This window comes from Mesorhizobium sp. AR07 (genome assembly GCF_024746815.1).
Lineage (GTDB): Bacteria > Pseudomonadota > Alphaproteobacteria > Rhizobiales > Rhizobiaceae > Mesorhizobium.
In genome coordinates this window covers 218,280-233,427 of sequence record NZ_CP080529.1, presented here as the reverse complement: position 1 = coordinate 233,427, position 15,148 = coordinate 218,280, and the positions used below count along the sequence as shown (strand labels likewise).

At 62.0% G+C, this 15,148-nt stretch carries 13 protein-coding genes and 1 pseudogene; 7 read left to right on the top strand and 7 right to left on the bottom strand.

Annotated elements, in window-relative coordinates; translation table 11 throughout:
* Positions 1 to 30 precede the first annotated feature (30 nt).
* The 4 genes from solA to BPNPMPFG_RS42230 all read left to right on the top strand — a co-directional run bounded on the left by solA (position 31) and on the right by BPNPMPFG_RS42230 (position 4,057).
* The gene (solA, locus tag BPNPMPFG_RS42245; protein ID WP_258599239.1) at positions 31 to 1,170 is read left to right on the top strand and encodes an N-methyl-L-tryptophan oxidase; all 1,140 of its coding nucleotides are present in this window, start codon (positions 31 to 33) and stop codon (positions 1,168 to 1,170) included.
* 76 nt (positions 1,171 to 1,246) lie between these two features.
* Positions 1,247 to 2,179: an ABC transporter substrate-binding protein gene (locus BPNPMPFG_RS42240; RefSeq protein ID WP_258599238.1), complete on the top strand. Its 933-nt coding sequence runs from the start codon at positions 1,247 to 1,249 to the stop codon at positions 2,177 to 2,179.
* Between the two features lie 41 nt (positions 2,180 to 2,220).
* Positions 2,221 to 2,982, top strand: a complete 762-nt coding sequence (locus BPNPMPFG_RS42235; RefSeq protein WP_258599237.1) for a glutamine amidotransferase — start codon at positions 2,221 to 2,223, stop codon at positions 2,980 to 2,982.
* Positions 2,983 to 3,052: 70 nt separating this feature from the next.
* Positions 3,053 to 4,057 carry a LacI family DNA-binding transcriptional regulator gene (locus tag BPNPMPFG_RS42230; protein ID WP_258599235.1) on the top strand — a complete coding sequence of 335 codons (1,005 nt, stop codon included), beginning with the start codon at positions 3,053 to 3,055 and terminating at the stop codon, positions 4,055 to 4,057.
* 547 nt (positions 4,058 to 4,604) lie between these two features.
* Here the strand turns inward: BPNPMPFG_RS42230 and BPNPMPFG_RS42225 are convergent.
* The 3 genes and pseudogenes from BPNPMPFG_RS42225 to BPNPMPFG_RS42215 all read right to left on the bottom strand — a co-directional run bounded on the left by BPNPMPFG_RS42225 (position 4,605) and on the right by BPNPMPFG_RS42215 (position 7,123).
* Positions 4,605 to 4,838 (bottom strand): helix-turn-helix domain-containing protein, encoded by a 234-nt coding sequence (locus BPNPMPFG_RS42225; RefSeq protein WP_258599234.1) that lies wholly within the window; start codon positions 4,836 to 4,838, stop codon positions 4,605 to 4,607.
* 615 nt (positions 4,839 to 5,453) lie between these two features.
* Positions 5,454 to 6,483, bottom strand: a pseudogene (locus BPNPMPFG_RS42220) (IS630 family transposase).
* Positions 6,484 to 6,937: 454 nt separating this feature from the next.
* Positions 6,938 to 7,123: a DUF3606 domain-containing protein gene (locus BPNPMPFG_RS42215; RefSeq protein ID WP_077380219.1), complete on the bottom strand. Its 186-nt coding sequence runs from the start codon at positions 7,121 to 7,123 to the stop codon at positions 6,938 to 6,940.
* 253 nt (positions 7,124 to 7,376) lie between these two features.
* Between BPNPMPFG_RS42215 and BPNPMPFG_RS42210 the strand changes: the two genes are divergently transcribed.
* Positions 7,377 to 7,592, top strand: coding sequence for a hypothetical protein (locus tag BPNPMPFG_RS42210; RefSeq protein WP_258599231.1), 216 nt, complete (start codon positions 7,377 to 7,379; stop codon positions 7,590 to 7,592).
* 488 nt (positions 7,593 to 8,080) lie between these two features.
* Here the strand turns inward: BPNPMPFG_RS42210 and BPNPMPFG_RS42205 are convergent, their stop codons facing one another.
* Together BPNPMPFG_RS42205 and BPNPMPFG_RS42200 are read right to left on the bottom strand one after the other, a co-directional pair.
* Positions 8,081 to 9,454: an aspartate aminotransferase family protein gene (locus tag BPNPMPFG_RS42205; protein ID WP_258599230.1), complete on the bottom strand. Its 1,374-nt coding sequence runs from the start codon at positions 9,452 to 9,454 to the stop codon at positions 8,081 to 8,083.
* A 13-nt stretch (positions 9,455 to 9,467) separates the two neighbouring features.
* Complete coding sequence (locus BPNPMPFG_RS42200) at positions 9,468 to 10,307, bottom strand: GNAT family N-acetyltransferase (protein ID WP_258599229.1); 840 nt, start codon at positions 10,305 to 10,307, stop codon at positions 9,468 to 9,470.
* Between the two features lie 318 nt (positions 10,308 to 10,625).
* Here BPNPMPFG_RS42200 and BPNPMPFG_RS42195 point away from each other — a divergent pair, with 318 nt between their 5' ends.
* Together BPNPMPFG_RS42195 and BPNPMPFG_RS42190 are read left to right on the top strand one after the other, a co-directional pair.
* A complete protein-coding gene (locus BPNPMPFG_RS42195) occupies positions 10,626 to 11,294 on the top strand; it encodes a haloacid dehalogenase type II (RefSeq protein ID WP_258599228.1) in 669 nt (222 codons plus the stop codon).
* Positions 11,295 to 11,310: 16 nt separating this feature from the next.
* Positions 11,311 to 12,585, top strand: coding sequence for an NAD(P)/FAD-dependent oxidoreductase (locus BPNPMPFG_RS42190; protein WP_258599227.1), 1,275 nt, complete (start codon positions 11,311 to 11,313; stop codon positions 12,583 to 12,585).
* Between the two features lie 38 nt (positions 12,586 to 12,623).
* Here the strand turns inward: BPNPMPFG_RS42190 and BPNPMPFG_RS42185 are convergent, their stop codons facing one another.
* Positions 12,624 to 14,081: an NAD-dependent succinate-semialdehyde dehydrogenase gene (locus BPNPMPFG_RS42185; RefSeq protein WP_258599226.1), complete on the bottom strand. Its 1,458-nt coding sequence runs from the start codon at positions 14,079 to 14,081 to the stop codon at positions 12,624 to 12,626.
* 17 nt (positions 14,082 to 14,098) lie between these two features.
* On the bottom strand, positions 14,099 to 15,142 hold the full coding sequence (locus BPNPMPFG_RS42180; protein WP_258599225.1) for a tartrate dehydrogenase: 1,044 nt from the start codon (positions 15,140 to 15,142) through the stop codon (positions 14,099 to 14,101).
* Positions 15,143 to 15,148 lie beyond the last annotated feature (6 nt).

Genomic DNA, 15,148 nt, shown 5'->3' with positions numbered 1-15,148 from the left:
CGCGGGCGCCGAACAACGGTGAGGTTCACAATGTCGGCCAAGAAGATTGCGGTTGTCGGTGTCGGCGCGATGGGGAGCATGGCGCTATGGCAGCTTGCCAGGCGCGGCCACGACGTCACTGGCTTCGACCGCATGGGTGTGCCGCATGACACCAGCGCTCATGGCGCGGAATCGCGGATATTCCGGCTCGCTTATCGCGAGGGCGCCGAATACATCCCTTTGCTCAAGCGGTCGCTGGCATTGTGGACCGAGCTTCAGGCCGGTTCGGATCGCAAGTTCCACTATCCGATTGGTTGCCTTTACATCGGTGAACGGGGCGCAGACTGGTTGTTGGGAACGATCGATGGCGCGCGCGAGCACGATGTGCGCCATGAAGTGCTTGACGAACAGGCCTTGCGCAACCGCTTCCCGCAACACCGCCTGAGCGGTGGCGAGTTCGCGCTTCTCGACCTCGATGGCGCGCTACTCCGTCCGGAGCTGGGCGTCAGGGCGGCCGTGCAGGCGGCAATCGCCGCCGGCGCGACGCTTTACCAAGGCTGCGGGGTGGAGCGCGTCAGACCTGGGTCCCGCGGTGTCGAGATCACCAGCAACGGGCAGACGCAGTTGTTTGACACCGCCGTGGTCACCTGTGGCGCGTGGGGCGCGCGCATGATCGAAGGGCCGTCGCCGCATTTCACCGCACGGCGGCTCGTGGGGACCTGGTTCGGTGTCGACGATACCGCGGCATATCTTCCGTCGCGCTTTCCGGTCTGTATTCGGCGCACGTCAGAAATCGATTACTCTGGCTTTCCTTGTCTCGATGGCTGGACCGTCAAGATCATGCCGCCGGTCAATTATCTCAGTGATGTGGATCCGTCGGCCGTCGACCGGACCGTGTCCTATGCCGATACCGCGATCATGCGGCAAGTCGCCCAGACCCTGCTCGATGGCGTTGATGCCGAACCGGTGCGATCCGGCGTCTATCTCGACGGTTTCACCGCCGACAATCATCCGGTCATCGATTTTCATCCCGAGAGCAACCGGGTGATCCTTGCCGCCGGCTTCTCCGGTCACGGCTACAAGATGGCGCCGGCCGTCGGAGTGGCGATAGCCGACCTCGTCGATACCGGTGGCGACAATTACATCCGCCACCATTTCTCAGTTCACCGGCCTGCGCTCAAAGCTGCGTGACCGATGCCTGCTTTTAAGTCGGTCGGGTTCCGGCCGAAAAACAGCCGTGACAAGCGGCAAACCAGAGGAGAACGCAATGAGCATGCTTTTGAAGAACGTACTGTCGAAGACCGCGCAGACGGTCGCGCTGGCGTCGGCACTGCTTTGCAGCACATACGCCGCCTTGGGCGAGGAACTCAAGATCGGGCCGAAGGGGGAGGCACTGACCGTCACCGCTTCGCCGAAACTGGCGGCCAAGGTTCCCGACGCTTTCAAGGGAGCCAGTTTGAAGATCGCGACCGATCCGAGTTCGCCGCCCTATACCTACTACCAAGCGGACGGCCAAACGCTGGTCGGCTCTGACATCGACCTCGGCAACGCCATCGCCGCCAAACTCGGACTCAAGGCCGAATGGGCGGCCGTGAAATTTCCCGGCATCATCGCCGCCATCGAGGCCAAGCGTTTCGACACCGCCTTGACCGGCATGGGCGACACGCCGGCGCGTGAGCAGAAACTCGATTTCGTCGACTATTCGACTGACGGCAACGCCATCGTCGTGCTCAAAGACAATCCTCTTGGCATCAAGAAGATTGGCGACCTGTGCGGCAAGCACGTTGCGGTGCTGCAGGGCAGCGTCATGCAAGGCCTCGTCGAGAAGCAGAACGGCAGCTGCTCCGACAAGATCGACATTCAGGTCTTCCAGGACGTCAACCAAGCCCTGCTGCAGGTTCGCACCAAGCGCGCCGATGCGACGATGTATCAATATGGCGTGGCCGCTTACGTCATCCAGACATCGCCGGACGCCGCGGGGCTCGAGGTGCTGGCCTTTGAGCAGTACGGCACCGGATACAACGCCATGCCGTTCCGCAAGTCGGACGCCGCGCTGCGTGACGCAGTGCAGGCCGCGCTCGCCGAGATGAAGTCGGACGGCAGCTACGAGAAAATCCTGACCGCCTGGGGGATGCAGGCCAACGGGCTCGACAAGGTCACCGTCAATGACGGCCTGCGCTTCAACCAGCCCAGCAACTGACGGCGACGCACCGCCGATCGGTTCCGATCAAGGAGAAAGACATGGCAATCCGAGTTTTGTATTGTGGAGACACGCAGGCCGAGACGCTCATCACGGCTAAGGGCATGGATACGTTCATCCACAATTACTATCGGGATTCTGCGAGCGTGTTGCGCGAAGCGCTCAGCCCGCGCCCCGGTATCGCGCTTACCCACATGCCGGCCGACAAGATCCGCGCCGAATTTCCGATGACGCCGGAAGAGTTCGCCAAGTGGGATGTGATCATCCTCAGCGATGTCGGCTACAACAACTTCGCGTTGTTGCCGGGCAATCGCGAGCGAAAGGTTCCTATGGGGCCTGACCGCATCGGCAATTTCCGCAAATGGGTCGAAGGCGGCGGCGGCTTGATCATGGCGGGCGGCTATACGACGTTCTCAGGGATCGAAGGCAAGGGCATCTGGGGCGGAACGCCCATAGAAGCCGTGCTGCCAGTGACCTGCGACCGGGGCAACGACGACCGCATCGAAGTTCCGGAGGGTGCACAGCTCGACGTGTTGTCGTCGGACCATCCGATCCTGAAGGGCGTGGCCTTCGACAAGGAGCGCATCATCCTTGGTTACAACAAGGTGTTTCCCAAGCCCGACTCGAAAATCCTGATGACGGTCCGTGACGACGTCTTCATGGCCGTCGCCGAATTCGGCAAGGGCCGCTCCATTGCCTACACGACCGACCCTGTCTATCACTGGTGCGGAAATCTTCACGAATGGGCCAATTACGGCCTGTTGTGGGAACGCATGGCAAAGTGGGCGGCCCGCGAAATTTGACGCGGGCATGGTGCAAAATCCTGTCCGGCCGGTCCGGCGCGTAGCCGGCCCGGCCACTTCACAAGAGACAATGAACAGCAGAGATCGGCTTCCGACCGCCACTATCTACGATGTCGCCCGGCACGCCCAAGTGTCCGCGGCGACGGTGTCGCGCGTGGTCAACGGGCTGAAGGTGCGCGAAGACCTGGCCGAGCGCGTCCATGCCTCGGTTTCCGAACTGGGCTACAGGCCGAGCCGCATGGCGCAGCGCATGCGCACCTCGACATCGCATCTTTGGGCCTTGATCGTGCCCGACTTCGAAAACACCTTCTTCACCCGCCTTGCGCGCGGGCTGGAGCATGTTTGCCGGCCGAGCGACACATGCGTGTTCATCGGGAATTCGGACGACGATCCCGAAAAGGAGCGCCACTATCTCGATGTGGCCCTCGCCGAACGGGTCGGCGGCGTCGTCATCGCGCCGTCCTCCGACGCCACCGATCTCTCGGACCTGGCGGCCGCCGGAATTCCCGTGGTGATCGTCGATCGAGCCGTGCCGGGACGTGCATACGACACGGTGCTGACCGACAATTTGGCGGGTGGCTCGCTGGCGGCCAATCATCTCAAGGCCGCGGGATATCGCAAGGTCGTCTGTATCGCGGGGCCGCCGAACCCCACAAGCGGGGCGCGGCTGCATGGCTTCATCTCGAATGCGAGCCGGTCCGATTTGCTGGTTATCCAGGAAGTCAGGCACGGCAACAACCGCGTCGATGGAGGCTACAATGTGATGCGGCAGTTGCTGGAGCACCGGATCGACTTCGATGCTGTGTTTGTCACCAACAACCTTATGGCGGTTGGAGCGATAAAGGCGCTTGATGACTTCGCGCCAGGACGTCGCGATAGCATAGGTTTCGTCGGATTCGATCTCAATGAGATTCCGCTTCTGGCCGGCAAACACATAGCGTCCATTGACCAGGATCCGCACGAGATGGGGCGCCTGGCCGGCGAGCGAATTCTGCTGCAGCAACGCAATGAAAGCGTGCCGGGTAATGTGATAGAACTGATGCCTTCACTGGCCACCTTGCGATGGCATCTGTGATTCCGCAGCTATGTCAGTGTCGACCGGTATAAATCGGTTGACCGGATCACCAGTCGGAAAGCTCGTTGGCACGTCCGCTCTTGATGCAATGTCTCTTTCAACGAGTGACGGTTGGCCACATTTTGGGCGTTCAGTAGCGTTCTCAAAAGTTGCCGAGGTGCGAAATCGCCGCCGAGGACGCCTTCGCGATGGATTGCATTTGCTTCCTTCCACGTCCGGCAAGCCAGAGTGAAGTAAGTCCCTAATTTCAGAGGGGATTTAGGTCGATGCGTGACACATTGTGACCCAGAATGCCCGTGGGGTATCGAATGGGATCTTTGTGGATCAAAACACTTCGACTATATTCGTCATATATATCAGATACTTGTGCCGGGATCTTGGGGGACCGGGGTCGTTAACTGGGGCGTGTATTGAGTGACTACTTGTGATCTCCCACGCTTGGGCATGATCGCATTTTCTCAGTACCCTGACGTCCCGATCAACCACGGATTCCGAACGCTCATCTTTTCTCGCTAGTGCCACTCGGGACGGCTGAACGGCCTTTCTACTACTCTGGTGCAGACGTCCTTTCGAACGGCAGATTGCGTGTGGGCCTGCAGACAACAAGGATCGATCTGTCCCAGCGATCGAGCTCGCTGCTTGGGTAGAGGATTGCTTTGCCGATTTTGAGGAATGAGGGCCCGATGCGCATGTAGCGCCAGTTGCGAAGCGTCCCTTCGCTCAGCTGTCCGCGGTAGCGAGCGATGACTTCTTCAGGAGTGAGGTAGTTCGGGTCAGACACAGGAGTTATAGATAGCAGGCTTGTGCAACAGCTTGGTGCATGGCTAGGCGAAAGGAACAAGCTCAAGCTCAAGCTTAGCGGCCTCTTTCACCGGCCACCATGTCGCGGCTTGGCGCCACCCGGCGGCAGGCGAGGGGACCGGCATAGGCGACCGCCAAAGGAACATGTGGGTCGTTGCAAGTGGATCTGCTGCTAGAGGCCTGGGTGCGAAGCTTCGAACTCGGCGGACTTTTGGAGCGCGCGCACATAGGGTAGCGCCCCGCCGTAAGGCTTGGCGGTTTCTTCAAGCGCAGAACGAATTCTGCGATCTTTCGCAAATTCCAAGAGTTCTTGTGAACGCCGCTTAGCGATCAGTTCCCGGTCCCCGGGGTCTACTCCTGCGACCCAAGTGCAACAAAGTGTTCGCTAATCCATTCGCGTAAAATCGCGTTTGCATTTTGGTTCATCGTCCTTTCCTCAATGAGGCGGGCAGCAAAGCACTGAAAGTCTAGTCTCACAACCGATCAGCCTAGTCATATCCTCAACCGTGGCGCCTGTCGGCACGGTGCCGACGGAGAGTGCGGCCCTGGCGATACCGCCGCATTTTCGGGATCAAGCGTCCACTAATACCAACGGTCATTTTGATTGACCGACGTGTGCCCAGTCCCGCATTCCGATGGAGTTTATAGTCTCAGGTTGCGTGAGGAGTTTTCGCCAAGCCTCGCACGCTGCGTCGATGATGGCGTCGTAGCCTTCGAAGACGCGGTTTGAGAGCCAGTTGGCGCGCAGCGGGACGGAAGGAAGATGAGCGTGATGTTCTTGGGAACTTCGAGCTTTGCGGTGGTGTGCCAGCCGGCGCGATCGAGCAGCAGCATGGCGTGGGCGCGCCTGGCGACATGGCGGCTGATCTCGTCGAGATGAAGTTGCATGGCCTCGGTGTCGGCGAAGGGCAGCGCCAGCCCTGCTCCTATGCCACGTGCCGGGCAGATGGCGCCGAACAGATAGGCGCTTTTGTAGCGCTGGTCGGCCGGTTGACGGGGCCGCGTGACCCGCCTTGCCCATTGCCACACGATGCCATTCTTCTGGCCGATGCGGGCTTCGTCCTGGAACCAGATCTCGACCGGCTTGCCTTTGGACAGGTCGGCGAGGTGCGCGCTCAACGTGCGCGGGAAGTTTTTTTATACGCCTCGACTATCTCGTCGTCCTGGCCCGGATGACGCGGCCGGGCGCTGATATGGGAGAAGCCGAGTTCCTTCAGAAGCGTCCCGACGTAGCGCTCGTGATAGTCGACGCCGAAGCGTTCCTTGATGAGCTTCTGGAGATCGACACGCCGCCAACGCACGACCCCGTCGACGGCGTTGTCCGGGCCCGTCTCGACGATCCCAGCCAGTTCCGCTTTCTGCACCGCGGACAGGCGCGGCTCAGGGCCCCCGTTCCAGGCATCCTTGAGACCGTCCGGACCAGCGTCGTTGAAGCGATGCACCCAGTCCCGCAGCGTCTGCCGATCCATACCGCCGACCCGCGCCTCATCCTCACGGCTCATCCCGTCGAGAGCCGCTGCCAGCGACAACAGCCGACGGCTCTGCTTGCTATCCCTCAAACTCTTGGCCAGCCGTCGAAGTTCGGCTGCCGAATAGTCCGTCCGCATCTCGATCGCTGATCCCATGGCGCGAATCTCCTCTCACGCCAAAGAATCATGAAATCGAGCAGGCCGGAATCCCCCGAGAGTCAGCCGTCAAAGCCGTTGGTATTACTCCCCGGAGGTCCGCGTGCATCTGACACGGCATGCCCGTGAAATAGCGCCAAGCAACGTCCCCTTTCATACAGCCTCCAAACCCACTGCCTTAATTGGACAATGGTTTTTTCAGAGGGCTCGCGTTTTGCATCTAACGCGACCTCCACTTGGAATTCGATGTACAATTACGATCTAGAGCGGTTCTCAGCTAGGCGGGATAGGCGTTGACCATACCGTCGCAACTCAGTCTCCAAACGGAACTGGAGCGCTGCCTTCAATTCCTCAGCAGTGCCGATGCCGTTGCTGAAAAGCGCCATGATTATGCCTGCAGCCTGGTCACACTCAGGCGTGCTTGGCTCTATGCCAGCCTCACGGCAATACACGATCAAACCTTTCGGGCAACGAGTTCCTCTTCGATCTTTGCGCGGTTGTTTCCATACTTTTTTACCAGCCTGAGGGCATCAGCTCGTTCGAGATGGTGCTTCTTCATGAGATACCCGACTTCATAGTCTTCGCCACCGTCGACCCGTGCTCTGTCTTGCGGACCACGCTTTGACTTGTCGTCTGCCATGACAACCTCCATGGGCGATCGCCTCGCCCAAACCTGTCAAGGATAATCCTCTAATCGACGGGGACAAGGACGTAGTCCCCAACCATGTCGAAACCGCACAACTCCGCGGTCGCAGGGATAAGCCGATCCCTTGCGGGGAACGCTTTGCTCGTCCGCCGTTCGAAGCGTTGAGGTCTTCTGGGCTGGTACACGTTCTTGCGGCCGTGGGAGTAAACTTTCCGCGCGACATCACGAATGGAGTCCCGTGACTGTGATGGAAAACGACAGCCGCTCAGACGGATTTATCTCCGCTCACGACTTTGACATTCTGTGCGACGCCTTCAAGGCTTCGGTCGAGGAAGGACAGGTAACCAAAGCGCACAGGATTCAGCACGCCAAGGATCTGGTGCGCGAACTCACCGGCCAAGAGAACGCCGACAAACACCTGATTAGCCGGATGATGCGGGTTTGCCACGCTACCCAGCCGTAGGGGAATGGCGGGCCTACTTGGGTTTGGTAGGCCGCTTCCGTTCCTTCGCATCTTCAACGCCTCAGTAGAGCCGGACGGGTCATGGACGATCTATCATGTCTTCATCGGGGCACCGGCAGATATGGGAAGCCGATCCATGGCTGGGCTCAGCAAAACAGATGCCACTACCAGAATGATAATTCTGAACGCGCAATGCGAAGAGACGCAAGGCCGGGAGCCTGCAACAGACGTTCGCTACGCGGTTCTTAACGGCTTGAGGCTCCTCTGCGCGCGGCCGAATTGCATGTGTTGAACAGAACAAAATTCCGTGCTGTTCGGGGCGTCGGCCTTTTTCGAAGGCCCGGAAATTCGGGCTTTCTGGCCTTGTCTTATGAACAGTCTGGCACTTCCCCCGCGCTGGATTCGCCGAAAAGGCGTGAGGGGGCGGCACAAAATTGCGAAATCGTCTGCCCCGGCGATATTTCGAGACACGACATATTTCGCCGCCGTCATGCCAGAGCCTGGCGGACATCGGGATCGTCCAGTGTCTGGTCGAGCGTCCGGCGTGTGCGCTCGATGATCGCATCGATGTCGGCGTCGGTGCAGCAGAGCGGTGGTGCATAGCCGAGAACCCCGTGCGCAAAGGCACGGATGATGAGGCCGTTGTCCCACGCCCTGTCGAAGATGCGCCGTGCCGGCATCGCCGACGCCGGAAGCGGCGTCTTCTTTTCCTTGTCGACCACCAGTTCGATGGCGGCAAGCATGCTGCGGCCGCGCACATCGCCGACAAGCGGATGGTCGCTCAGGCCCTCCAATCCCGCCATCAGGCGGGCGCCCGCCTTGATCCCATTCTCCAGCAGGCCGTCTTCATAGAGCTTCAACACCTCGAGCGCGACGGCCGCGCTGACGGGATGGGCGGAATAGGTGTAGCCGTGGCCGACGGCCGAAGCGCCCGCGCCATCAGCGATGACATCGTAGACATGATCCGCCATGAATACGGCGCCCATTGGAACATAGCCCGAGGTCAGCCCTTTCGCGGTCGTCATGAAATCGGGAACGATGTCCTCATCGGTGCAGGCGAACAGGGGGCCTGTGCGGCCGAAGCCGGTGATCACCTCGTCGGCGATGAACAGGATGCCGTAGTCCCGGCAGAGTTCGCGCATGGCCTTGATCCAGCCTTTCGGCGGGACGATGACGCCGCCCGAGCCCTGGATCGGCTCGGCATAGAAGGCGGCGACCCGTTCCGGCCCGATTGCCTCGATCTTGGCCTTCAGGTCGGCGAGCGATGCGGCGATGATCGCGCTGCCGTCCTCGCCGACCGGGTTGCGATAGGGATAGGGGGAGGGAATCTTGTGCTGCCATTCAAAGGGAATGCCAAAACCGGCGTGAAAGGCGGGCAGGGCGGTCAGACCAGCGCCGACCACCGACGACCCGTGATAGCCCTGCTCGATGGAAATGAACTGGTCACGCTGCGGCTCGCCTTTTGCATTCCAGTAGTAGCGGACGAAACGGATCGTGCTGTCGACCGCGTCCGACCCGCCAAGCGTGAAAAAGACGTGATTGAGGTCGCCCGGCGCGCGCTCGGCCAATTCAGAGGCGAGCCGGATGGCCGGCTCCGAACCGAGGTCGAAATAGGCAGTGGCGTAGGGAAGCTCGCGCATCTGCCGGGCCGCCGCCTCGACGATGCTGTCGTGGCCGTAGCCGGCGTTGACGCACCACAGCCCCGCGAAGCCGTCGACGAGTTGCCGGCCGGACGCTTCGGTCACGATCGCGCCCTTCGCCGATTTCAGCACGCGGACGCCGAGCGCCTCATGGCCGCGATATGACGCGACCGGATGAATGAGATGGGCGCGGTCGAGTTCGATCAGGGAATTGGCGAGCATTGTTGTTCTCCGACTAGCCTAGCGCCTGGTTGGCGAGGGCGTAAATTTTTGACCTGGCCTGTTCCGCGACCGTCTTGGGCGGACGGTCCATGGCCACGCCGCCGCCAACATGGACGAGGCCGATTTCCTCGAGCCAACCGGCAATGCCGGTCACGCTGCCGGTATCCACCCGCAGGAAGGCGCCGGGGCGCGACGCGGCGAAGTAGCCGATCAGGGCCTTCGCCTCGTCGGCGCTTCCCGCGATCACCGGACCGATCACCTCGCCGCGTCCGAACGGGCGGATCGCGGCATAGGCCTCGATGGCGCCGTTGCGGCTGATGACCGCGAATTGGCCGCGCTCTGCCAGCGCATCGATCAGAGCTTCACGGTCGGCGCCATAGGCGTCGCGGTCCAGCGCCTTGATTTCCGGGAGATCGGTGGTGCCTGCGGCTTCCACGCCGTCGGGCGCACCAAGCTTGGCAACGCTGCCCTGGTGCTGCAGGATCGTGCCGGAGGGCACGAAGCCCAGCTTCTGATAGAGAGGCATGCCGTCCACCGTCGCAACGAGCCGCAGCGGCCGGTCCTCGGCAAGGGCGAAGGCCTGTTCCATCAGCCGGCGCCCAAGGCCTTTGCCCCGCACATTCCTGTCGACGATCACCATGTTGATCATGGCGCAGTCGACGCCATAGGGCGTGACCAGGATGGTTCCGGTGACTTGGCCGTGGCCGTCAAGCGCGACCACGCCGCTGGAGAGCTGCAGCGCCATCTGCCAGTCCTGCGAGCGATGCGGCCAGTTCTCCTGGCGGGAAAGCGCCACCGCGCCCTCGATATGGTCAGGTTCGAAGGCCCGAAGTTCAATCTCGTCCTGTTGCATGAGGCATCCTTCAATCTGCCATAAGTCTCGACCATCGGCGCGCCGCAGATCGTCTGAAGGCGTTGGTCTCGGCGGTATCTTTCGCCGTAGCGCGACGGGTGCGCCGCATCTTGTGCTGACACCGGCCGCGGTGGAGGCGCTTCACGCCGCGCGCGGCGCCGCAATCGGCAGGCAAGATGCTACAGCGTGCCAAACCGGATGGCGGATACGGAACTTTCTGCTTTCGGGAGCGCGATTTCGGTCAGGTGGGTCGCTGCCTGCCGTCCTATGATGAAATACGTCCCAGCGCGGATATGCTTCCACCGGAGATCGACGGACATGGCTTCCTTCAGGCCCAAATACATCACCTTCGACTGCTACGGCACGTTGATCCATTTCGCGATGGCGGAAGCGGCGCGCGACCTCTACGGCAGCCGGCTCGACGAACCGCAGATGCAGGAATTCATCAAGAATTTCTCTGCCTATCGGCTCGACGAGATCATGGGCGACTGGAAGCCCTATGCTGATGTTGTCCACAACGCGCTCGAGCGCACCTGCAAGCGCAACGGCGTTGCCTTCAGCGCCGACGACGCCAGAATGGTCTATGAGCGCGTTCCGACCTGGGGGCCGCACGCCGACGTTCCGGCGGGCCTGGCGAAGGTCGCCAAGGAAATTCCGCTGGTCATCCTCTCCAACGCCATGAACACGCAGATTACGTCCAATGTCGAGAAGCTCGGTGCGCCGTTCCATGCCGTCTACACGGCTGAGCAGGCGCAGGCCTACAAGCCCCGTTTCAAGGCGTTCGAGTACATGTTCGACAGGCTGGGCTGCGGCCCCGAGGATATCCTCCACTGCTCGTCTTCGTTCCGCTATGACCTGATGTCGGCGCACGATCTCGGCATCAAAAACAAGGTCTGGGTCAATCGTGGCCACGAACCGGCCAACCCGTATTACGGCTATGTCGAGATATCAGACATTTCGGGTCTTGCGGGCGTGGTTGGGCTCTGAAACAGGCGGATTGCCGATGAAGTTGGTCTCCTACTGGCACGACACCGCCCCAGTCTTTTCCGGCGGGGCGCAAGGCCCGGTCGAGGGGCACTACGATGCCGCCATCATCGGTGGCGGCTTCACCGGCCTTGCCGCCGCGCACCGGCTGGCGAAGGCCGGCGCCAAGGTGGTCGTGCTGGAGGCTGAGCGGGTGGGCTGGGGCGCATCCGGCCGCAATGGCGGGCATCTCAACAACGGTCTTGCCCACGGCTACCTCTCGGCCAAGGCGGAACTCGGCAAGGAACGCGCAGTCGCTCTCTATCGCGCGCTGGACGACTCCGTAGATACAATCGAGGCGCTGGTCGCCGAGGAAGGTATCGACTGCAACTTTCGCAGCGCCGGCAAGCTGAAGCTCGCCTCCAAGCCGAAACATTTCGAAGCGATCGCCCGCAATTTCGAGGCCCTCCATACCGAGGTGGATCCGGATACCGCGCTGCTGTCGGCGGCGGATCTCAAGTTCGAGATCGGCTCGCCCTTCCATGGCGCGATGCTGTCGAAGAAGAGCGCCATGATGCATATGGGCCGCTATGTGGCGGGTCTCGCCACTTCAGCCACCCGCCATGGCGCCGTCATCCATGAGAACACCAGGGTGACGGACCGCAAGCAGGCCGGCAGCAGGCATGAGCTGATCACTTCGCGCGGCCGCATCAGCGCCGACAATGCGCTGGTGGCGACCGGCGCCTACACCACGCCGAATTTCAGTTATTTCCGCCGCAGGATCATTTCCGTCGGCAGCTTCATCATCGCCACGCGACCGCTGAGCGACGCCGAGATCGCCGCGACCATGCCGGGCAACCGGACATGCGTGACCTCGATGAACATCGGCAATTACTTCAGGCTTTCGCCGGACAATCGGCTGATCTTCGGCGGCCGCGCACGCTTCTCGGCGACATCGGACCAGCGCTCCGACGCCAGGAGCGGGCAGATCTTGCGGGCGGGCCTTGCGGCGATCTTCCCGCAGCTCGCCAAGGTCGAGATCGACTATTGCTGGGGCGGGCTGGTCGACATGACCAAGGACCGCTTTCCGCGCGCCGGTTATCATGACGGTGTCTGGTATGCGATGGGCTATTCCGGCCACGGCGCGCAGCTTTCCACCCCTCTCGGCATGATCCTGGCCGATGCCATGCTCGGCCGCGAGGACCGCAATCCGCTGAAGGGGCTCGAATGGCCTGCTATTCCCGGCTATTCCGGCAAGCCCTGGTTCCTGCCGATGGTCGGGCTCTACTACAAGGCGCTCGACCGGATTCAGTGATCGCAGATCCGGCCCGGTCGGGCTTCAGCCAAATTGCCTCAACTGAGCCCGCCGATGTGAAAGCTTTTCATCTCGAGATATTCCTCGATGCCGGCTTGCGCCCCCTCTCGCCCGAGGCCGGACAGCTTGACGCCGCCGAAGGGGGCGACCTCGATCGAGACCGAACCGGTGTTGAGCCCGACCATGCCGAACTCCAGCGCCTCGCCGACGCGCCAGGCGCGTTTCAAATTTTCGGTGTAGAAGTAGGAAGCAAGCCCGTAGGGCGTTCCATTGGCCAGCGCGATCGCTTCCTCTTCCGTCTCGAACCGAAAAAGCGGCGCGACCGGGCCGAACGTTTCCTCACCGGCAAGCTGCATCTCTTTTGTGGCGCCGGTCAGCACCAGCGGCGCGACATACTGAGGGCCGTCGGGCAACGCCGGCTTCTCGGTGATGATCGCAGCACCTTTGGCGAGCGCGTCCTTGACGTGGCGGTTGATCTTCTCGACCGCCGCCATGTTGATCATCGGCCCGATGGCGACGCCGGGCTGCGTGCCCGGCCCCACCGTCATGGCGTTGACGCGTGCGCTGAGCTTTGCTGCGAAGGCTTCATAGACGCCGGACTGGACGAGGATGCGGTTGGCGCAGACGCAGGTCTGGCCGCCATTGCGGAACTTGGAGACCAGCGCACCCTCGATGGCGAGGTCGAGGTCGGCGTCGTCGAAGACGATGAAGGGGGCGTTGCCGCCGAGTTCGAGGCTGAGCCGCTTCACGCTGTCGGCCGCGCCGCGCATCAGCAGCGAGCCGACGCGCGTCGAGCCGGTGAAGGAGATCTTGCGGACGGTCTCGTTCGCCATGATCTCGTTGCCGATCTCTGTGGGCATGCCAGTGACGATGTTGATGACGCCGGTGGGGATGCCCGCCCGTTCGGCAAGCGCGCCGAGCGCCAGCGCCGAATAGGGCGTGAATTCGGACGGCTTGATCACCACGGTGCAGCCGGCGGCCAGCGCCGGCGCGACCTTGCGGGTGATCATCGCGTTGGGGAAGTTCCATGGCGTGATGATGCCGCACACCCCGACCGGTTCCTTCAGCACGATGATGCGGCGGTCGGACGTGGGCGACGGGATGGTGTGGCCATTGATGCGGCGCGCCTCCTCCGCGAACCATTTGACGAAGGAAGCGCCGTAACGGACCTCGCCTTTGGCCTCGTCCAGCGGCTTGCCCTGTTCGGTCGTCAGGATCAGCGCGAGATCGTCCAGATGCGCCAGCATCAGGCCATGCCAGGCCTCCAGGAGGGCGGCGCGCTCGGCGTTGGTCTTCTTCTTCCAATCCGCATAAGCGGAAGCGGCGGCCTCTATGGCTGCGCGGGTGTCCGGACCGGCCATATCGGGGACCGTGCCGATCGTTGCCTGGGTTGCCGGATCGATGACGTCGACCGTCCTGCCGGAGCCGGCAGTGACCCATTCGCCGTCGATCAGGCCGGCTTCGCGGAAGAGGTTTTTGTCTTTCAGGTTTTTCATCGAAAACGACCTTGCAATCAGGTGAGCGCTGCGACCACCGTGGCGGTGATGGCGTCCGTGCGGTCCTTGCCGGGGATGGTGCCTATGCCTCTGGTGGTTGCGGCTTCGACCGCCTTCATCACGCGGTCGGACGCAGCCTTTTCGCCGAGATGATCGAGCATCATGGCGCCGGACCAGATGGCGGCGATCGGATTGGCGATGCCCAGATGGGCGATGTCGGGCGCCGAGCCGTGCACCGGTTCGAACATGGACGGCGCCGAGCGGTCGGGATTGATGTTGGCCGAGGCGGCGTAGCCGAGCCCGCCCTGGATCGCCGCGCCGATGTCGGTCAGGATGTCGCCAAACAGGTTGGAGGCGACAACAACGTCGAGGCTCTCCGGCGCCATGATCATGCGCGCGGCGAGCGCATCGACATGATAGCTGGTCACTTCAACGTCCGGATAATCCGCAGCCAGCTTTCGCGCGATCTCGTCCCAGAACACCATCGAATATTTCTGTGCATTGGACTTGGTGACGGAGGCCAGCTTGCCCCGACGCGACCGCGCCTGTTCGAAGCCAAAGCGCAGGATGCGCTCGACACCGGCGCGGGTGAAGATCGAGGTCTCCACGGCGACCTCGTCCAGCGTGCCTTGATGCACGCGCCCGCCGGCGCCCGAATACTCGCCTTCGGTGTTCTCCCGGATGCACAATATGTCGAAGTTTTCCGCTCGCAGCGGTCCCGTGACGCCCGGCAGCAGGCGGTGCGGCCGGATGTTGGCATATTGCACGAATGCCTTGCGGATCGGCAGCAGCAAGCCGTGCAGCGAAACGGAATCCGGCACCTCCGCCGGCCAGCCGACCGCGCCGAGAAGGATGGCGTCAAAGCCGCGCAAGGTCTCGATGCCGTTCTCGGGCATCATGCGGCCAGTCTCCTCGAAGAAGCGGCAGGACCAGCGGAACTCGGTTCCCGCCAGTGCAAAGCCGGAGTGGCTGGCAGCCGTTTCCAGCACCGTCCAGGCGGCGGCGGTCACATCGCGGCCAATGCCGTCACCGGGGATCAGGGCGATCGAATAGGACTTCATCGGCAT